The sequence below is a fragment of the Microbacterium lushaniae genome (assembly GCF_008727775.1).
In the GTDB taxonomy this organism is placed as follows: domain Bacteria; phylum Actinomycetota; class Actinomycetes; order Actinomycetales; family Microbacteriaceae; genus Microbacterium; species Microbacterium lushaniae.
On the sequence record NZ_CP044232.1, the window covers coordinates 1727902 to 1747703 of the forward strand.

12 protein-coding genes, 1 tRNA gene and 2 pseudogenes are annotated in these 19802 nt (G+C 68.2%); 10 read left to right on the forward strand and 5 right to left on the reverse strand.

Annotated elements, in window-relative coordinates; genetic code table 11:
• Positions 1-48 precede the first annotated feature (48 nt).
• From F6J85_RS08170 to F6J85_RS08215, 10 genes are all read left to right on the forward strand, one after another.
• Positions 49-1323: an ABC transporter substrate-binding protein gene (locus F6J85_RS08170; RefSeq protein WP_191906790.1), complete on the forward strand. Its 1275-nt coding sequence runs from the start codon at positions 49-51 to the stop codon at positions 1321-1323.
• A gap of 14 nt (positions 1324-1337) precedes the next feature.
• Positions 1338-2267 (forward strand): carbohydrate ABC transporter permease, encoded by a 930-nt coding sequence (locus F6J85_RS08175; RefSeq protein WP_202980884.1) that lies wholly within the window; start codon positions 1338-1340, stop codon positions 2265-2267.
• A gap of 2 nt (positions 2268-2269) precedes the next feature.
• Positions 2270-3076, forward strand: a complete 807-nt coding sequence (locus F6J85_RS08180) for a carbohydrate ABC transporter permease (RefSeq protein WP_150920134.1) — start codon at positions 2270-2272, stop codon at positions 3074-3076.
• The gene (locus tag F6J85_RS08185; protein WP_150924574.1) at positions 3073-4680 is read left to right on the forward strand and encodes an N-acyl-D-amino-acid deacylase family protein; all 1608 of its coding nucleotides are present in this window, start codon (positions 3073-3075) and stop codon (positions 4678-4680) included. The genes F6J85_RS08180 and F6J85_RS08185 overlap by 4 nt, the downstream gene beginning before the upstream one ends.
• On the forward strand, positions 4677-5489 hold the full coding sequence (locus F6J85_RS08190) for an IclR family transcriptional regulator (RefSeq protein WP_150924575.1): 813 nt from the start codon (positions 4677-4679) through the stop codon (positions 5487-5489). The genes F6J85_RS08185 and F6J85_RS08190 overlap by 4 nt, the downstream gene beginning before the upstream one ends.
• Positions 5486-5890 (forward strand): RidA family protein, encoded by a 405-nt coding sequence (locus tag F6J85_RS08195; protein ID WP_150924576.1) that lies wholly within the window; start codon positions 5486-5488, stop codon positions 5888-5890. The genes F6J85_RS08190 and F6J85_RS08195 overlap by 4 nt, the downstream gene beginning before the upstream one ends.
• Positions 5887-7152, forward strand: a complete 1266-nt coding sequence (locus tag F6J85_RS08200; RefSeq protein WP_150924577.1) for a type III PLP-dependent enzyme domain-containing protein — start codon at positions 5887-5889, stop codon at positions 7150-7152. The genes F6J85_RS08195 and F6J85_RS08200 overlap by 4 nt, the downstream gene beginning before the upstream one ends.
• Before the next feature lie 87 nt (positions 7153-7239).
• Complete coding sequence (locus F6J85_RS08205) at positions 7240-8115, forward strand: fumarylacetoacetate hydrolase family protein (RefSeq protein WP_150924578.1); 876 nt, start codon at positions 7240-7242, stop codon at positions 8113-8115.
• Positions 8112-8786 carry an SDR family NAD(P)-dependent oxidoreductase gene (locus tag F6J85_RS08210; RefSeq protein ID WP_150924579.1) on the forward strand — a complete coding sequence of 225 codons (675 nt, stop codon included), beginning with the start codon at positions 8112-8114 and terminating at the stop codon, positions 8784-8786. The genes F6J85_RS08205 and F6J85_RS08210 overlap by 4 nt, the downstream gene beginning before the upstream one ends.
• Before the next feature lie 9 nt (positions 8787-8795).
• Positions 8796-11042: an exo-beta-d-1,3/1,6-glucosidase gene (locus F6J85_RS08215; protein WP_420846142.1), complete on the forward strand. Its 2247-nt coding sequence runs from the start codon at positions 8796-8798 to the stop codon at positions 11040-11042.
• A gap of 9 nt (positions 11043-11051) precedes the next feature.
• On the opposite strand, the gene F6J85_RS08220 is transcribed toward F6J85_RS08215, so the two are convergent.
• The 5 genes and pseudogenes from F6J85_RS08220 to lgt form a co-directional block, all read right to left on the reverse strand.
• Positions 11052-11137 (reverse strand) — tRNA-Leu (locus tag F6J85_RS08220).
• Positions 11138-11207: 70 nt separating this feature from the next.
• Entirely contained in the window at positions 11208-12656 is a 1449-nt protein-coding gene (pyk, locus tag F6J85_RS08225; RefSeq protein WP_150924581.1) for a pyruvate kinase, read from the reverse strand.
• Between the two features lie 59 nt (positions 12657-12715).
• A pseudogene (locus tag F6J85_RS08230) lies at positions 12716-14181 on the reverse strand (glutamate synthase subunit beta).
• Positions 14174-18750: pseudogene (gene gltB / locus F6J85_RS08235) on the reverse strand (glutamate synthase large subunit). Before gltB ends, F6J85_RS08230 begins: the two co-directional pseudogenes overlap by 8 nt.
• A gap of 56 nt (positions 18751-18806) precedes the next feature.
• Entirely contained in the window at positions 18807-19790 is a 984-nt protein-coding gene (gene lgt / locus F6J85_RS08240; RefSeq protein WP_150924582.1) for a prolipoprotein diacylglyceryl transferase, read from the reverse strand.
• Positions 19791-19802 lie beyond the last annotated feature (12 nt).

Consider the following 19802-nt stretch of genomic DNA (forward strand, 5'->3'; position numbering starts at 1 on the left):
GGGCGCCCTCGCGGGCCGGATCGTTCCCACGGCCACTACCCGGGAGACATGACCATGCAACGCAAAACCCGATCGACGACGATCAGCGCAGCACTCCTTGCGGGCACCCTCGCCCTGGCGCTCACCGGCTGCCAGCAGGGGTCCGGCGGCGAAGACCGTACCCTGTCCGTCTGGTTGCCTCCCTTCGCCGCCGAAGGCGCGGAGAAGGGCGACCTCGCGCTCTGGCAGGACATCGTCGCGCCGTTCGCCGAGGAGCACGACGTGAAGGTGGACATCACGATCGTTCCGTGGGAGAGCTTCGAGACACGCTTCCTGACCGGCTTCTCCAGCGGAGACGGGCCCGACCTCGGTTACATGTACGCCGAGATGATCGGCGACTACATCTCCCGTGGTCAGCTGGCGTCTTACGAGCCCTATCTGGAAGACGCAGACACCGACGCCTTCCATTTCCTGGACCAGGGTCTGTACGACGGTGACCAGTACGGCCTGCCGATCGTGGTCGGCGGTGCGCGCGTGGTCTTCTACAACAATGCCCTGCTGTCGGAGGCGGGGATCACCACCCCGCCTGAGACGTGGGACGACCTCGTCGACGCCGCACTGCAGGTCGAGCAGAACACCGACACAACCGGTCTCGCGATGGCGTGGGGCGAGGGCGGGATCGGTGTCATGGCCGAGAACTACGTCAACTTCCTCTGGCAGGCCGGAGGCGAACTCGTCAACGAAGACGGCACCGCGGCGGCGTTCAACTCCGACGCGGGACTCAAGGCGGCGCAGTTCATCAGCGACCTGCGATTCGAGCACGGACTTCTCGCCGAGAACACCACCGCGATGAATCGAGCGGAACTGCAGGCCGCCTTCGCCGCCGGCGAGGTGGCCTTCGCCTTCGGTAATGACGGGGACGCTCCGGCATACCAGGAGGCCGGTCTCGACATCGGCGCTGTCGTGCTCACCGACGAGGAGCAGTACTCGTTCGTGGCCACCGACGTGCTCGTGATGGCGGAGAGCTCCAAGAACAAGGAACTGGCGACCGAACTGGCGCTGTTCATGCTGTCCGGCCCGTCGATGGACTCCTTCAATTCGATCGCGGACTACCCGCCGATCTCCTCCGAGCAGACCTCCGACGTCAACCCGCTGTTCGCCGATCTGTATTCGACGGAGGCGGAGATCCTGCGTCAGTACCCGGCGGTGCCCAACTCCTCCGTCGTCTACACGAGCCTGTACGAAAACCTCCAGCAGATGCTCCTCGGGCAGAAGACCCCGCAAGAAGCCCTGGCTGCAGCGGAGTCAGCGGCCAACGAAGCGCTGGCGCAGAACGCCAAGTAAGCCGGAAGAGACCGATGACTCTCGCAGCAGCGCGATCGCGTCGTCGGTCCTCCCCGGGGACGCAGGGCCTTCCGCCTCTGCGTCCCCGGCGGCAGGACTGGAGCGGCATCCTCTACGTCGCGCCATCGGCGGCGATCCTCCTTTTCACCGCACTGATCCCGGTCGGGATGAGTGTCGGATTCAGCTTCACGGACTACAGCATCCTCCAAGCCGGCGAGGTCGTCGGGCTGCGCAACTACGAGCGGATGCTCACGGACCCCGTGTTCCTGAACGCGCTGCGCATCACCGTCATCTACACCCTGTTGTCCGTCCCGTTGCAGACCATCGGGGCGCTCTTGATCGCGGAGGCGCTGGCCAAACGCTTCCGCACGAGGTTCGGTTCAGGCGTGCGCTCGGTGCTGTTCGTCCCGGCAATCGCCTCCATGGTGGTCTCCGGAACGGTGTGGCGGATGCTCCTCAGCGAGAAAGGACCCCTGAACGAAACGCTCCGCGGACTCGGCCTTCCCGGCGGGAACTGGCTCGGTGAACCGACGGCTGCACTGCTGGTGATCTCCTTCGTCACGGTCTGGGCGAACATCGGCTACTTCGTGGTCATCTACTACGCGGCGATCCTCGAAGTGCCCGCCACCCTCTATGAGGCCTCCGCTCTGGACGGAGCGGGGCCGCTCCGGCAGTTCCGTCACATCACTCTGCCCGGTGTCCGTCCCGCGACGGTGATCGTCACCGTGCTCGGGACGATCTGGTCCTTCCAGACCTTCGACTTGATCTACGTGCTCACCGGCGGCGGCCCTGGCGGCGCGACATCGACGCTCGTGTTCGCGATCTACCGATTCGGCTTCCAGAACTTCCAGATGGGGTACGCCAGCGCGATCGCCGTCGTCCTGCTGATCGCGGTCCTCGCGCTCAGCCTCATCCAGAACCGCTCCCTGGCATCCAAGGATTGACCATGCGCCGCGTCACCACCGTCTTGCTCGGTCTCCTGCTGTTCTCGCTCGCCCTGGCGTGCGCGCTGCCCTTCGGGCTGATGTTCCTCACATCGTTCCGCACCACGACGAACCTCGCCCTGTCGTGGGACTTCTCGGCGTACCACCTCGACAACTACGTGACTCTGTTCACGACGCACAGCTTCCTCACCCGCATCCTGACCACCGTCGCGGTCGTCGTCATCGCGTGCACCCTCAACGTGGTCACGGCGACCATGGCGGCGTTCGGCCTGTCGAAGAAGCCGTTCCCCGGCTCGAAGGCGGTGTTCTGGGTGATCATCGCCACCATGATGGTGCCGGTTCAGGTGACACTCGTCCCGCTGTACACGATCATGCGCGAGCTCGGCCTGCTCAACACGCATCTGGGCTTGGCGCTCCCCATCGTCACCGGCTTCGGAGTGTTCCTGATGAAGCAGTTCGCGGACGGACTCCCCGACGAGATCATCGAGGCTGCGCGGATCGACGGGGCCCCTGATCGCATGGTGCTGCTGCGAATCGCGGTGCCGCTGATGAAGCCCGTCATCACGGCGCTGCTCATCTTCACCTTCCTGGCGGCATGGAACGATTTCCTGTGGCCGCTGGTGTCGATCTCGCAGGATCAGATGCAGACGGTGACGTACGCCATCGCCAACCTGGAGGGCCGATCCACGACGAACTACGGACTGCTCACGGCAGGTGCGACGGTGTCGTTCCTGGGGCCGTTCATCGCCTACGTGATCCTTCAGCGTCGATTCGTCGAGGGGATCGCGTTGACGGGGACGAAGGGATGAGTCGCGGTAGGGAATCCACGACCCTGCTGGTTGGCGGAACAGTGCTGGCGGACCCGGAGAGCGACGCCGTCACGGCGGACGTCCTCGTCCGCGGCGGCGTCATCGACCGCGTGGGAGACCTGAGCCGGGAGCGCGCAGACGAGACCATCGACTGCACCGGACGGTGGATCCTGCCCGGGTTCATCGACGCTCACTCCCACGCGGACGGTACGGTCTTCTCCCGCGCCGTGCAGGAGGCCAACCTCCGGCAGGGCGTGACGACGGTCATCACAGGACAGGACGGAGTCGGGTTCGCTCCGGGTTCCGGCGCATATGCCACCGAGTACTTCGGTTCCCTCAACGGCACCCACCCGACCTACACCGGGGGCGGTGTCGCAGAGCTGCTGGCCGGCTACGACGCGGCGACGGCGCTGAACGTCGGATATCTCGTGCCGGCCGGCACCGTGCGGCACGAGGTCGTCGGAGACGAAGCCCGTCCCGCAACGAGCGACGAGCTCGCGGAGATGGCCGCTCTCGTGGAAGTCGGCATGCGCGAAGGCGCCCTGGGCCTGTCCACCGGTCTGGACTATGTGCCCGGCATCTTCGCGACCACTGCGGAGCTGACGGCTCTCGCGGCGCCGGTCGCGCGGCACGACGGCGTCCACGTCTCGCACATGCGCGGCGGGTACGAGCACGCCTCCGGTGACGGCATCGCGGAGCTGCAGACCATCGCAGAGGCCAGTGGTGTGCGCACGCACGTTTCGCACTTCCACGGCCCCGCCCAGCTCGTGCGCCGCCTCGTGGATGAGGCTAACGACCGCATCGAGCTGACCTTCGATGCGTACCCCTACCGCCGGGGGTTCACACTCCTGGCGATGCCCGTGCTCCCCCCGGCCCTGCTCGCACTCGGGACCTCTCACGTCGTGGCGACCCTCACGGATTCGCGCTCTCGGGCCGCCCTGCTGGATTCCTGGGCCGCGGTGGTCGCAGCGCGTCCGGACATGGGCCCGAATTGGGCGGAGCACGCCACGATCGCGCACGCCGGATCGGAGCAGTACACGTGGACGGGGGGCATGACCCTCGCCGAGGCGGCCGGACGTGAGGCGCGCGACCCGCTGGAGTTGGCGATGCTCATTCTCGCCGCGAGTGGACTGCAGACGACCGCCGTCATCGCGAACCCGCGTCAGCGAGAGATCGGGGAGCTCGCCGAGGTGTTCCGCCATCCCCGCCACGTCGCCGGATCCGACGGCATCCATCTCGGATCGCACCCGCACCCGCGTGCATGGGGAACCTTCGCCCGATTCCTCGCACGGCATGTGCGGGACCGCGGCGATCTCTCCCTCGGTGAGGCCGTCGCGCACCTGTCCACCACGGCGGCGGAGACGATGCGCCTGGGTGCGCGGGGACGGATCCGCACAGGGTGGATCGCCGACCTCGCGATCGTGGACGTCGCCGAGGTGGCCGACCACGCGGACTATGCTCGGCCACGCACGCTCGCCACGGGCATCGACGATGTGCTCGTGGGAGGTGTGCCGGTCCTGCGTGCGGGCGCCCTGACGGGCGCGACACCGGGGACCGGGATACGCCGGTCTCAGGACATGAAGCACGAGGGGGGCACTCGATGACCACCGAGAGCACGCACGAGGACTCCGACACCAAGCAGGGCCAGCGGCCCGGGTTCCAGGTCCTCGACCGGATGGTGGTGATCGTCGACGTCGTCAGAGCGGAGGCTCCTGTCACGCTTGCGCAGCTGGCCCGGGCCACAGGTCTGAGCGAGCCGACGGCGCTGCGCTATCTCAATTCGCTCCGTCAGCATCGGATCATTCGCCGTGACGCCGCCACCGGTACGTACTCCCTCGGAATGCGGCTATACGAATGGGGCGAGGCCGCCCACGGCGCCTACGACCCGAAGAAGATCGCCGCGCCCATCCTCGACGAACTCTCCACCGAATTCGGCGAGACCGTCGAACTGGCAGGTCGGGAGCCCGACGAACGACTCATCGTCCTGGACGCGCGTCCGGGACGGCATGGGATCAGCAAGCTCGCGCGCGTGGGCGACGTGGAGGAGTGGCACTCGACATCGGTCGGCAAGGCGCTTCTCTCGGCGATGCCGGCCCCCGAGGCGCGGGCGCTCATCGGGAAGCTGCCCCTCCCGTCCCTCACCGTGAACACGCGCACGAGCCCGGACGACCTGGAACGGGACCTGACGGGCATCCGGGGGCGGGGGTTCGCGCTGGACGACGAGGAGAGCGAGATCGGGCTGCGTTGCGTCGGCGTGGCAGCCCGCGACCGCAGCGGAAGGGCGGCCTTCGCACTCTCGGTCAGCGGTCCGAGCTATCGCATGACCGACGACCGCATCCCGCGGATCGCGGAAGCGCTCGGGGCGGCGGCTGCACAACTGGAATCGGCATGGGGTCTGGGAGGACACGAATGACATCGTCAGAAAGCAACGGATCGGGCGCAAAGGAAGCGGTGAGCGGATCGCAGCCGTCGGGAAGCTACTCCCCCGGCATGCTCGCGCAGGGCCGGTTCCTCTTCGTCTCGGGGCAGGGCCCGCTGCGGGATGGAAAGGTAGCGGGCGGCGACGTGGAGGAGCAGACGCGCGTGACCCTGGACAACGTCGCCGCGGTGCTCGCCGACGGCGGAGCACAGCTGTCCGACGTGGTGCGCTGCGGTGTCTTCCTGCAGAACATCAGCGACTTCGCGGCCATGGACCGCGTGTACCGCGAGTATTTCGGCGCCCCCATGCCCGCCAGGACCACGGTGGGCGCCGACCTGGACGGCATCCTCGTCGAGATCGACTGCGTCGCGGTGCTGCCGAGCGTGCCCTCGTGACGACGAGCGGGTCGTTCTCGGACGACATCCGCAGCGCGCCGGTCGATCCCTGGGGCAAGGTCAAGGCGCGGGGACTGGATGGCGTGCCGCGGGAACGAATCTCGACGCTGGGGCTCACCGTCGATGGCTTCGCGACGCCGCTGCTGACCATCGACGCTGGAGCGGTCGCCGGCAATGCGATGGCCCTGGAGCAGTGGTGTCACGAGCGGGGGTTCCGAACCGCGCCACACGGCAAGACCACGATGGCGCCCCAGATCTGGCAGCGGCAGATGTCCGCCGGATCGTGGGGGATCACGGTGGCCACCGAAGCACAACTGGACATCGCGTGGCGCGCGGGGGTGCCCCGCCTGCAGCTGGCGAACAATCTCGTGCGGCCCGAGGGGGTCCGGACGCTCCGGGAACGGCTTCAGCGGGTGCCTCGGCGCGAGGTTCTCGTCTGGGTGGACAGCGTGGCGGCAGTCGAGGCGCTGCGCTCGGACGCGGGCCCGGAGATCGCGGTTCTGCTGGACGTGGGGTGGCCGGGCGGACGGACCGGGGTGCGCGACGCTGCCGAGGCAGCCGCGGTCGTCGACGCCGTGCGCACGACCACCGGCGTCCGTCTGGTGGGCACCGCCGGCTACGAAGGAGCGATAGGTCCCGCCGAGGCGGACGCTCACGCCCCGATGGCGGACTACCTCCGGGCTCTGCTCCACATCCACCGCTCGATCGTGCAGCCGGAATGCGCCGGCGAGATTTATCTCTCGATCGCCGGAAGCGATCAGCTCGACGAGGTGGGGCGCGCCCTTGCAGCGTGCCCGCCGGAGGATGGTGTCGTGCTCATCCGCTCGGGAATGTCCATCGTGCATGATCACGGCCTGTACGCCCGGCAGCAGGAGCATGCACCGCCAGGCGTACCGCGCTTCCGGCCGGCGCTCGCGCTGGTGTCCACCGTCCTGTCCGTCCATGAGGGCGCACGGGCGATCCTCGACGTGGGTCGACGTGATGCCGGTCACGACCACGGTCTGCCCGTGGCTCTCGAGGTGTGGCGGGATGGCGGCGTCGTGGAGCGCCTCGAGGCACCGCTGGAGGTGTCGGCGTTGAACGATCAGCACGCCTTCCTGGACGTGTCGACCTTTTCGGAGCGCGTCCGAGTGGGTGACAAGGTCGTCTGCGGGGTCTCGCACTCCTGCACGACCATGGACCGGTGGCGCGACATCGTGGAGATATCCGGACCGGTGCGCCCGGATGAGCCCGTCGTCGGGTTGATCCGGACGCTGTTCTGACGCACCTCATTCCTCCCCGTTCCCCCCGACCGGAGAGCCTCGTGTGGACGAGGTCCCTCCGCTGTGTACACATGTGAAAGGCACGATATGAAACTCCTCCGCATAGGTGCTGCCGGCTCGGAGCGCCCGGCCGTTCTCGTCGATGAGAACCGGTACATCGATGTCTCTGACGTGGTCACCGATTTCGATGAGCACTTCTTCGCCACCGGGGGCATCGAGATGCTGCGCCCCCTTGTCACCGATCGCGTCGGCCGCGCACAGACGCAGACGCTCGGCTCCGTCAGGATCGGCGCCCCGATCGCCCGACCCCACCAGATCATCTGCGTGGGGCTCAACTACAGCGATCACGCAGCGGAGACGGGGCAGGCCGTGCCGAGTGAGCCGATCCTCTTCACGAAGTCTCCCAACACCCTCGTCGGTCCGAACGACGACGTGCGGATTCCCCGCGGCGCGGAGAAGCTCGATTGGGAGGTGGAACTCGGCATCGTGATCGGGAGCCGCGCCTCCTACCTCGATTCCATCGATGAGGCGCGAGACTGCATCGCGGGCTGGCTCGTCGTCAACGATGTCAGCGAGCGTGCGTTCCAGATGGAGCGCGGCGGGCAGTGGCTCAAGGGCAAGTCCGCTGAGACCTTCAACCCGGCGGGACCGTGGCTGGTCACCCCGGATGAGATCGCGGACGTCCTCTCCCTGGGAATGCGGCTGGATGTCAACGGCGAGCGGCGCCAAGACGGCTCCACGGCGACGATGATCTTCGATCCGTTCTTCCTCGTGCACTACATCAGCCAGTTCCTCGTGCTCGAGCCCGGCGACCTCATCAACACCGGCACTCCGCCGGGAGTCGGCATGGGTATGACACCCCAGGTGTGGCTGCAGCAGGGCGATGTCATGGAGGTCGCCATCGACGGCCTCGGATCGCAACGACAGAGCGTCATCGGCCCGCGGATGGGAGGAGAGCGATGAGACGCGCGGTCATCACAGGCGGAGCGAGCGGCCTGGGTGCCGCCACGGCGAGCCGCCTCCGCGCCGTCGGCATCGACTGCGTCACCGTGGACCGTGCCGGTGACGCCGACGAGATCGTCGACGTGACGGACGAAAGGGCCGTCATCGACCTGGCAGACCGTATCGGCGGCGCAGACATCCTCGTCAACTCCGCCGGGATCGTCGGCCCCAATCAGCCGCTGGTCGACACCGATCTCGATGGATGGCGGCAGACCATCGAGGTCAACGTGCTCGGGACCGTCGGCATGATGAAAGCATTCGTGCCCGGCATGGTGTCCCGGGGGTGGGGACGTGTCGTGAATTTCGCGAGCATGGCGGGTAAGGACGGCAATCCCGGTCTGGCCGCATACTCCGCGTCGAAGGCTGCCGTGATCGCGCTGACGAAGTCGGCGGGCAAGGAGCTCGCCACGACCGGCGTGCTCGTCAACGCCATCGCTCCCGCGGTCATTGCCACACCCATGAACGACGCGACGGCGGACGAAGTCCTAGCCCATATCACCAGTCTCATTCCGATGCGGCGTGTGGGGCGTGCAGAGGAGGTGGCCGAACTGGTCGCATGGCTGACGTCCGACCTGGTCAGTTTCTCGACCGGCGCCGTGTACGACATCAGCGGCGGACGCGCCACCTACTAGGGCATGACTGTGGACGAACACCTGAAAGCCGTCTATCGGGATCCGACGCGCTCCATCTCCGAGCGCGTCGCCGACCTTCTCTCGCGGATGTCCCTGGAGGAGAAGATCGGGCAGATGATGCAGCTCGATGCTCGAGGCGACCTCGAGGACCATGTGCTGCGTCGCCACGTCGGCTCAATCCTGCATACCTCGCCCGAGCGGGTGCTCCGCGCGAACGAGCTGACCGGGATGACGCGTCTGCGTATCCCGCTGTTGGTCGCCGAAGACTGCATCCACGGCCATTCGTTCTGGCCGGGTGCGACGATCTACCCGACTCAGCTCGGGATGGCGGCGTCCTGGGACCCGGAGCTGGTCGAGAAGGTCGCGCGAGCGACCGCCCTGGAGGTGGCGGCAACCGGTGTGCACTGGACTTTTTCGCCGGTGCTGTGCGTCGCGCGAGACCTGCGCTGGGGAAGGGTGAACGAGACTTTCGGAGAGGACCCCTTTCTCATCGGTGAACTCGCCTCGGCGATGGTGCGCGGATATCAGGGCGCGGGTCTGGGCGATCCAACGGCGATCCTCGCGACCGCCAAGCATTTCGCCGGCTATTCGGAGACGCAGGGCGGCCGAGATGCCAGCGAGGCCGACATCTCCCGCCGGAAGCTCCGCTCCTGGTTCCTCCCGCCGTTCGAGCGGGTTGCGCGTGAGGGATGCCGCACCTTCATGCTCGGATACCAGACCATGGACGGCGTGCCGATCACGACCAACGACTGGCTCCTCACGGACGTGCTGCGGGGCGAGTGGGGATACACGGGGACGCTCATCACGGACTGGGACAACGTGGGTCGAATGGTGTGGGAGCAGCGCGTGCAGCCCGACTACGCTCATGCCTCCGCCGCTGCCGTGCGAGCGGGCAACGACATGATCATGACGACACCGGGATTCTTCGCCGGTGCGCAGGACGCGGTCGAAGCCGGACTGCTGTCGCCGGACGCGTTCGATGACGCGGTCGCGCGCATCCTCGCGCTCAAGTTCGAGCTCGGTCTGTTCGAGGATCCCCGTCTGCCCTCCCCCGATCGGGGCGAGATCATCGGAAGTGCCGAACACGCCAGGCTGAACCTCGACATCGCCCGCCGCTCCATCGTTCTCCTGCACAACGACGGGACGCTCCCGCTGCGCGCATCATCGGCGTTGAAGATCGCCGTCGTCGGGCCGCTCGCGGACGATGCGCAGTCGCAGCTGGGTGACTGGGCGGGCGGATCCGGACAGGCGGACTGGATCGACGGGCAGCCGCGTGACATGATCGCCACCGTCGTCGACGGGCTCAGAGAGGTCCTCCCCACCGCCGGCGCGATCGTGCATGCTCCCGGCGCCGCCATCCTCGAGCTGCACCCTGATCCCCTGGGAGAGACGTTCCCCGACGGGCAGCCTCGGCCGCCCATCGTGCTCCCCTGCGAACCGGACCCGGCACTCATCGAAGAGGCGCGCGCGCTCGCCTCTGTCAGCGATGTGATCGTTGCAGTGGTCGGCGACCGCATCGAACTCGTCGGCGAGCACCGGTCGACGGCCACGCTGGAGCTCATCGGCGACCAGAATGCGCTTCTGGACGCGATGATCGCCACCGGAAAGCCGGTCATCGTCGTGCTCATGGCTTCCAAGCCGTTGATCCTGCCCGACTGCGTACGCGAAGCCGCCGCCATCGTGTGGACGGCGAATCCGGGGATGAAGGGCGGTGTCGCCCTCGCGGAGATCCTGGCCGGCCGGGTCGAGCCCTCAGGCCGACTGCCCATCTCCTTCGCACGCCACGTCGGGCAGCAGCCGACGTACTACAACCAGGTGCGCGGGCAGCACGGTGCGCGCTACGCCGATCTCACGCAGTCGCCCGCGTGGGCATTCGGCGAAGGGCTGAGCTACACGACGGTGGAGTACGGCGATCCGACACTGCAGGTGGACGTTGTGGGCCCGGACGACATCCTCGTGGCTCATGTCACGGTGTCGAACACCGGACACCGTCCGGTCCTTGAGACCGTGCAGGCTTACGTGCGCGACGACGTGACCTCGGCGAGCTGGGCGGACAAGGAGCTGAAGGCCTTCCAGCAGGTGCCGTTGCCGCCGGGAGAGACGGTGCGCGTGCGTCTTGAGGTGCCGGTCGCGGCATGCACGATCGTGGATGCCGCTGGAAGGCGTGTGGTGGAGCCGGGAGAGTTCGACCTGCTGGTCGGCCCCTCGTCGCGGGACAGCGATCTGCGCCGCGCGAGATTCCGCGTCAGCGACTGAGAGTTCTGATGGTACCGGTGGTGGGACTCGAACCCACACGTCCTTTCGGACAGAGCATTTTGAGTGCCCCGCGTCTGCCATTCCGCCACACCGGCCTGCGTGTCGGCATCGACCCTAGCGCACGTGCGCGGATGGGCCCGATCAGGGCCCACCCGCGCACGAGCGTCAGAGGTCGGCCTGATAGATGGGAGCGGCCCCGTGCACGGCGTCACCCACGCGGTGAACGCGCAGATCGTTCGTGGAGCCGGCGATTCCGGGAGGCGATCCGGAGATCACCACGACCTTGTCCCCCACCTTCGCCAGTTCTCGGCTCAGGAGGTACTCGTCCACCTGGATGAACATGCGGTCGGTGTGCGGCACGTGCTCCACGAGCGTCGCGTGCATACCCCACGTCAGGGCCAGGCGACGGCGGATCCCAGGCTCGGGCGTGAAGGCGAGCATGGGGATCATCGAGCGGATGCGGGCGAGCCGGCGTGCGGAGTCGCCGGACTCGGTGAAGACGCACAGGAACTTCGCCTCCACGAAGTCGGCCACCTCCACTGCGGCGAGGGTGATCGCGCCGCCCTGCGTCCGGGGCTTGACCCCAAGAGGAGCGATGCGGTCCAGTCCGTGCTCCTCGGTGGAGGCGACGATGCGGGCCATCGTCTCCACGACCGTGACGGGGTACTCCCCCACGCTCGTCTCGCCGGAGAGCATGACCGCGTCGGCGCCGTCGAGGACGGCGTTGGCGACGTCGCTGGTCTCGGCGCGCGTGGGGACGGGGCTGGTGATCATGGACTCCAGCATCTGGGTGGCCACGATGACGGGCTTGGCCATCCGGCGGGCCAGCTCCACGGCGCGCTTCTGCACGATCGGGACCGCTTCCAGCGGCAGCTCGACACCCAGGTCGCCGCGGGCGACCATGATTCCGTCGAAGGCGTCGATGATCTCTTCGAGGTTGTCGACGGCCTGGGGCTTCTCGATCTTCGCGATGAGGGGGATGCGGCGTCCCTCCTCGGCCATGATGACGTGTGCCCGCTCGACATCCTGGGCGGAGCGGACGAACGACAGGGCGATGAGGTCGGCTCCCGCGCGCAGGCCCCAGCGCAGGTCGGCCTCGTCCTTCTCACTGAGAGCCGGGACGTTGACGGCCACGCCGGGGAGGTTGATCCCCTTGTTGTTGGACACGGGGCCACCCACCACGACCTCGGTGGTCACGGTGCGCTCGTCGGACTCGATGACGCGCACGCGCACCTTGCCGTCGTCGATGAGGAGGAAGTCCCCGGGGGCGACGTCCTGAGGGAGGCCCTTGTACGTCGTGGAGACGAGGTCTTTCGTCCCCGGGACGTCGTCGATCGTGATGGTGAAGATGTCACCGGCGGCCAGGTCGTGCGGACCGTTCTCGAAGCGGCCGAGACGGATCTTCGGGCCCTGCAGGTCGACCAGGATCGCAACCGGGCGCCCCGCATCATCCGCCGCTCGCCGCACGTTGGCGAAGTTGGCCTCGTGCACGGAGTAATCGCCGTGGCTGAGGTTCAGTCGGGCCACGTTGACACCCGCGTCGATGATGGCGCGAACCATCTCGTACGACGAGGTTGCCGGGCCCAGGGTGGCGACGATCTTGGCGCGTCTCACTATGTGTGTACTCCACGGAAAAGGAAGGGAAAGGTGGTCGGGGGGTGGCGTTTGCCAGCCTACGCGGGCTGCAGACCGATCGCGACATCGGCCGGGCGCACCGGGGACGGCAGCGCCGTGGCGCCCATCAGGTGGCGATCGACCGCCGCGGCGGCAGCCCGCCCTCGGCGATCGCCCACACGATGAGCGACTGCCCGCGGCCGGCGTCGCCGGCCACGAACACGCCTGCGGCGGTCGTGGCGTAGTCGTCGTCGCGCGCGAGGCTGCCGCGCGCGGTGAACTGCGCGCCCAGCTGATCCTCCAGTGCCGTGCGCTCGGGGCCGGTGAAGCCCAGCGCGATGAGCACGAGGTCGGCGGGGATCTCGCGCTCGGTGCCGCTCTTGGGCACGCGTCGCCCGTCGACGAACTCGGTCTCGGCCACGCGCAGTGCGCGCACTTCGCCCGCACCGTCACCGAGGAACTCCACGGTCGAGGCGAGATAGGTCCGCTCGCCGCCCTCCTCGTGCGCGGACGACATCTCGAACAGCGTCGGCGTCATGGGCCACGGCTGATGCGTCGGGCGGGCCTCGGGCGGCTGCACGCCGATCGCGAGGTTCGTCACGCTCAGGGCGCCCTGCCGGTGCGCCGTGCCGATGCAGTCTGCACCCGTGTCGCCGCCGCCGAGGACGACGACGTGCTTGCCGTGCGCGCTGATCTGATGGTCGACCTGGTCACCGGCGACGGCGCGGTTGGATTCGACGAGGTACTCCATCGCGAAGTGCACACCGGCGAGGTCGCGACCGGGGATCGGTAGGTCGCGCGGCACCGTGGCGCCGGTGGTGACCACGACCGCGTCGTACCGGCTGCGCAGGTCGGACCACGAGATGTCCACGCCGATCTCCACGCCCGCGCGGAACCGCGTGCCCTCGTCGCGCATCTGCCGCAGGCGCGCCTCGAGGTGACGCTTCTCCATCTTGAAGTCGGGGATGCCGTAGCGCAGCAGACCGCCGATGCGATCGTCGCGCTCGTACACCGCGACGGTGTGACCCGCGCGCGTGAGCTGCTGCGCGGCGGCCAGCCCGGCCGGGCCGGACCCGACGACCGCCACCGTCTTGCCGGTCAGCCGCTGCGGCGGCTCGGGCTCCACCCAGCCGTGGGCGAACGCCTCGTCGATGATCGAGACCTCGACCTGCTTGATCGTCACGGCCGGCTGGTTGATCCCCAGCACGCACGAGCTCTCGCACGGCGCTGGGCACAGCCGCCCGGTGAACTCCGGGAAGTTGTTGGTGGCATGCAGCCGCTCGATCGCGGCGCGTCCCTCGCCGCGCCACATGAGGTCGTTCCACTCGGGGATGAGGTTTCCCAGCGGACAGCCCTTGTGACAGAACGGGATGCCGCAGTCCATGCAGCGACCGGCCTGGCGGCGCACCATCGCCGGGTCGGCGGCCTCATAGACCTCTTTGTAATCCATGATGCGCACGGGCACCGGCCGCCGCGGCGGCAGTTCACGCTGAGTGGTCTTCAGGAAACCCTTCGGGTCAGCCACCGGTCACCTCCATGATGCGGGTCCAGACGACGTCGCCGTCGGGGTCGAGGCCTTCCGCCACGGCCGCCTGCCGGGTCTGCAGGACGGCGGCGTAGTCGCGCGGCACCACGCGGACGAAGTTCGCCAGCTCGGCGTCGAAATCCGCCAGCAGACGCTGCGCCAGCTCGGAGCCGGTCTCGGTCACGTGCTCCTGCAGCAGGTCGCGGAGCATCTCCGCGTCGCCCGCGCCCAGCGAGCCGAGTTCGAGCTCGCCCGAGGCGAGCGCCTCACGGTTCACCAGCGCGAGGTCCAGGCGGTACACGTAGGCCGTGCCGCCGGACATCCCCGCCCCGAAGTTGCGGCCGGTGGCGCCCAGGATCACCGCGAGTCCGCCGGTCATGTACTCCAGTGCGTGATCGCCGACGCCTTCGACGACCGCGGTCGCCCCGGAGTTGCGCACGAAGAACCGCTCCCCCACGACGCCGCTGAGGAACATCGACCCCTGCGTGGCGCCGTACCCGAGCACGTTGCCGGCGATGACGTTCTCGGATGCCGGGAACGTCGACGCGTGCGGAGGGCGGATGACGACCTTGCCGCCGGAGAGGCCCTTGCCGACGTAGTCGTTGGAATCGCCCTCGAGCCGCAGTGTGATGCCGGCCGGCAGGAACGCCCCGAACGACTGCCCGGCCGAACCGGTCAGCGACACGTCGATGGAACCGGAAGTCAGTCCGTTCGCACCGTGCGCGCGCGTGACGTGGTGGCCGAGCATCGTGCCCACAGCGCGAGCGGTGTTGCGGATGGGCAGGGCGATCTCGATGTTCCCGCCGTGGGCGATGACATCCTGTGCACGCTCGATGAGGGCCACGTCGAAGTGCTCGTCGAGTTCGTGGTTCTGCGCGCGGTGAGCCCGGCGAGGCTCGTCGGCGGCGAAGTGCGGGCCCTCCAGGATCGGGCTGAGATCGAGACCGCCGGTCTTCCAGTGCTCGACGGCACGGTCGACGTCCAGCAGCTCGGCGTGCCCGATCACCTCGTCCAGCGAACGGAAGCCGAGAGCAGCGAGGTACTCGCGCACCTCCTGCGCGATGAACTCCATGAAGTTCACGACGAATTCGGGCTTCCCGGTGAACCGCGCGCGCAGGACGGGATTCTGCGTGGCAACGCCGACCGGGCAGGTGTCCAGGTGGCACACGCGCATCATGACGCACCCCGACACCACGAGCGGGGCCGTGGCGAAGCCGAACTCCTCGGCCCCCAGGAGCGCGCCGATGATGACGTCGCGGCCGGTCTTGAGCTGTCCGTCGACCTGAACGACGACGCGATCGCGCATGCCGTTGAGCATGAGCGTCTGCTGGGTCTCGGCCAGGCCCAGCTCCCACGGCGTCCCGGCGTGCTTGAGGGAGTTCAGCGGGCTGGCCCCGGTCCCCCCGTCGTGGCCGGAGACGAGGATGACATCCGACAGCGCCTTGGCGACGCCGGCCGCCACGGCACCGATGCCCGACTGGCTCACGAGCTTCGTGTGGATGCGGGCGCCGGGGTTGGCGCGCTTGAGGTCGAAGATGAGCTGCTTGAGGTCTTCGATGGAGTAGATGTCGTGATGGGGCGGGGGTGAGATCAGCCCGACACCGGCGGTGGCGTGCCGCGTGCGCGCCACCCACGGGTACACCTTCGCGGGGGCAGCTGCCCGCCCTCGCCGGGCTTGGCGCCCTGGGCGAGCTTGATCTGGATGTCGTCGGCCTCGGTGAGGTAGAGGCTCGTGACCCCGAACCGGCCCGACGCGACCTGCTTGATCGCGCTGCGGCGCTCGGGGTCGAGCAGGCGATCGACGTCCTCGCCGCCCTCCCCCGTGTTCGACTTGGCGCCGATGCGGTTCATCGCGATCGCGAGGGTCTCGTGCGCCTCCTTCGAGATGGAGCCGTAGCTCATCGCGCCGGTGGAGAACCGCCGCACGATGGCGGAGACGGGTTCGACTTCGTCCAGCGGCACCGGCGCACGCTCGCCCGTGCGCAGCCCGAACATCCCGCGCAGCGTCTTGAGCTCACCCGCCTGGTCATCGACCAGACGCGTGTACTCGCGGAAGATGTCGTACCGGCGCTCGCGGGTCGCGTGCTGCAGGCGGAACACGGTGTCGGGGTTGAACAGGTGCGGGGCGCCGTCGCGGCGCCACTGGTACTCGCCGCCGGTCCACAGCCGCTCGTGCGCGCGGGGCGCGGCGTCTTCGGGGTAGGCGAAGTCGTGGCGGGCCTGGTTCTCCGCGGCGACGTGCTCGATGCCGATGCCGCCGAGCTTGGTCTCGGTGCCGGTGAAGTACTTCTCGACGAACTCCGCCGACAGTCCCACCGCCTCGAACACCTGCGCGCCGGCGTAGGAGGACACGGTCGAGATGCCCATCTTCGACATGATCTTCAGCACGCCCTTGCCCAGGGCGTAGATGAGGTTCTTGACCGCCTTCTCGGGCGTGACGCCGGTGATGAAACCGGCACGCACGAGGTACTCGACGGTCTCCATGGCAAGGTACGGGTTCACCGCGGATGCGCCGTAGCCGAGCAGCGTCGCGACGTGGTGCACTTCGCGCACGTCGCCGGCTTCGACCACGAGCCCGACCTTCATGCGGTTCTGACGCCGGATGAGGTGATGGTGCACGGCGGAGACCAGCAGGAGCGACGGGATCGGGACGAGGTCCTTGTTCGAGTCGCGGTCGCTGAGGATCAGGAACTCGGCACCGTCGGCGATGGCCTCATCGACTTCCGCGCTGATGGCCTCCAGACGCGCCTCGAGGGCGCCGGGGCCCTGATCGAAGTGGTACAGGCCGCGGATCGTGACCGAACGGCGCCCGGGCAGCGCCTTGTCGATGTTCTGGAGCTTGGCCAGTTCGTCGTTGTCGATGACCGGGAAATCCAGCGTGATCACACGCGTGTGCTCGGCACCCCAGTCCAGCAGGTTCCGCTCGGGGCCGAGCCCCAGCCCCAGGGAGGTGACGACCTCTTCGCGGATGGAGTCCAGCGGCGGATTGGTCACCTGGGCGAACTGCTGCACGAAGTAGTCGAAGAGCAGGCGCGGTCGCTCGCTCAGCACCGCCACGGGGGTGTCGCTGCCCATCGCACCGAGGGGTTCGGCGCCGTTCTGGCCCATCGGGGTGAGGAGGATCCGCACCTCCTCCTCGGTGTAGCCGAAGGTGCGCTGACGGCGCGTGATCGAGGCGATCGGGTGCACGATGTGCTCGCGCTCGGGGAGGTCGGCCAGGCGCACGCGTCCGGCATCCAGCCACTGCTGCCACGGGCGCATGCCGGCGAGGTCGGCTTTGATCTCCTCGTCCTCGACGATGCGACCCTGGGCGGTGTCGACCAGGAACATCCGCCCGGGCCGCAGACGGCCGCGACGCTTGATGCGGGCGGGCTCGAAGTCGAGCACGCCGGTCTCGCTGCCGATGACGATGAGACCGTCCGTCGTCTCCGTCCACCGGCCCGGACGCAGCCCGTTGCGGTCGAGGGTCGCTCCCACGAGGGTGCCGTCGGTGAAGATGAGGGCCGCGGGGCCGTCCCACGGCTCCATCTGCATCGAGTGGTACTCGTAGAAGGCCCGTAGCTGCGGATCCATGTCCGGCTGCTTCTCGTACGCCTCCGGCACCATCATCATCATGGCGTGCGGAAGGCTCCGCCCGGTGAGGGTCAGCAGCTCGAGCACCTCGTCGAACGAGGCGGAGTCGCTGGCCCCTTGGGTGCAGATCGGCAGCAGCGGCGCGACGTCGCCCAGCAGCTCGGACTCCAGCTGCGACTGGCGTGCCCGCATCCAGTTGCGGTTGCCGTTGACGGTGTTGATCTCGCCGTTGTGTGCCAGCATCCGCAGCGGCTGGGCCAGCGGCCACGACGGGAAGGTGTTGGTGGAGTACCGCGAGTGGACCACGGCCAGCTCGGAGGCGAAGCGCTCGTCCTGGAGGTCGGGGTAGAACGGCTCCAGCTGCAGCGTCGTGACCATGCCCTTGTATCCCAGCGTGCGGCTGGACAGGGAGACGAAGTACGCATCCAGCTCGTGGCCGGCCCGCTTTCGCAGGCGGTACACGCGCCGATCCAGGTTGATGCCGGAGAGTGCGGGAGCGTCGCCCGTGCCCGGTCGTGACACGAACAGCTGCTCGAACGCGGGGCGTGCCTGATAGGCGAGCTTGCCGAGGTTGCCGGTGTCGACCGGGACCTCCCGCCAGCCCAGGACGACGAGGTTCTCGCTCTGGGCGATCCGCTCGATGCCGGCCTTCTGCGCGGCGCGCTCGTCGGCGTCACGGGGCAGGAAGGCCAGGCCGGCGGCGTACTCCCCGGCCGGCGGCAGGTCGAAATCGACCACGGCGCGCAGGAACGCGTCCGGCATCTGCGTCAGGATGCCGGCACCGTCGCCGGTACCCGCATCCGAGCCGATCGCCCCACGGTGCTCCAGGTTGCGCAGCGCCGTCAGAGCCAGGTCGATGATGTCGTGACCGGGCTCACCGCGCAGGGTCGCGACCATCGCCAGGCCGCACGCGTCCTTCTCGAACGCCGGGTTGTACATGCCCTGCCGCGGAGGCAGAGCTCCTCCCACGGCGTCGGAACGGTTGCTCGAGGCCATACCATCCGTCCTCACGTTGATGCTCAAGATGGGACGACGTCGGCCCAGAAGGTTTCCTAGCTCGTGGCGGTGGTGCTTGTGGCGCTGCCGACGCGATTCTCCGTCGCGGGCGGCTCGCTCACGTCGACGAAGTCGTTGGGGTCAGCCGATTGTACAGCGCCTTGCCCCTCGGCTTCGCGACCGGGCATGTACGGCGAGGGCTCGTAGCCGGGGTGACGGCGCCGCTGCACGAAGAAGATCACCAGACCCAGGACCACCCCGGCGATGGCGGCCCACACGTTGGTGCGCAGACCGAAGTAGATCTCACTCGGGTCGATGCGGATCGACTCCCATACGATGCGCCCGGCGCTGTACCAGATCAGGTAGATCGCGAACAGGCGTCCCCACTGCAGTCGGAAGCGTCGGCCGGCCCACAGGAGCACCGCCACGCCGAGCAGGTTCCAGATGACTTCGTACAGGAATGTGGGGTGGAACAGGGTGTCCGGCTCCAGGCCCGCCGGGAACGCGGGGTTGTCGGAGTCGATCTCCAGTCCCCACGGAAGGTCGGTGGGCTGACCGAACAGCTCCTGGTTGAACCAGTTGCCGAAACGGCCGAGCGCCTGGGCCAGCAGCAGCCCCGGAGCGATCGCGTCGGCGAGGGTCCAGAAGCGGATACCGGTCCAGCGGCAACCCAGCCATGCGCCCACGGCGCCGCCGATGAGTGCGCCGTAGATGGCGATGCCGCCTTCCCAGATGCGGAAGACCGCCCACACGTCCGCGCCCTCGCCGAAGTAGAAGCCGGGATGGGTGAGCACGTGATAGATCCGGGCCCCGATGATGGCCAGTGGAACGGCGAGCAGGGCGATGTCGATGACGACCCACGGCTCGGCACCGCGGCGGGTCAGACGCGCATTGGTCAGCAGCACCGCCGCGACGATGCCGGTGATGATGCACAGGGCGTAGAAGTGGATCCGCAGCGGGCCGAGCTCGATGAAGCTGATCTCGGGGCTCGGGATGCTGCCGAGCACGCCACTGAGGGCGCTCGAAGGGGCGAACGTCATGGGTTCGAGTCT

Excerpts from the sequence above, each read along its gene's own strand:
- F6J85_RS08170 (WP_191906790.1), top strand. The coding sequence starts at position 49 with ATGACCATGCAACGCAAAACCCGATCGACGACGATCAGCGCAGCACTC.
- F6J85_RS08190 (WP_150924575.1), top strand. The coding sequence starts at position 4,677 with ATGACCACCGAGAGCACGCACGAGGACTCCGACACCAAGCAGGGCCAG.
- F6J85_RS08195 (WP_150924576.1), top strand. The coding sequence starts at position 5,486 with ATGACATCGTCAGAAAGCAACGGATCGGGCGCAAAGGAAGCGGTGAGC.
- F6J85_RS08205 (WP_150924578.1), top strand. The coding sequence starts at position 7,240 with ATGAAACTCCTCCGCATAGGTGCTGCCGGCTCGGAGCGCCCGGCCGTT.
- F6J85_RS08180 (WP_150920134.1), top strand. The coding sequence starts at position 2,270 with ATGCGCCGCGTCACCACCGTCTTGCTCGGTCTCCTGCTGTTCTCGCTC.
- F6J85_RS08175 (WP_202980884.1), top strand. The coding sequence starts at position 1,338 with ATGACTCTCGCAGCAGCGCGATCGCGTCGTCGGTCCTCCCCGGGGACG.
- lgt (WP_150924582.1), bottom strand. The coding sequence starts at position 19,790 with ATGACGTTCGCCCCTTCGAGCGCCCTCAGTGGCGTGCTCGGCAGCATC.
- F6J85_RS08185 (WP_150924574.1), top strand. The coding sequence starts at position 3,073 with ATGAGTCGCGGTAGGGAATCCACGACCCTGCTGGTTGGCGGAACAGTG.
- F6J85_RS08210 (WP_150924579.1), top strand. The coding sequence starts at position 8,112 with ATGAGACGCGCGGTCATCACAGGCGGAGCGAGCGGCCTGGGTGCCGCC.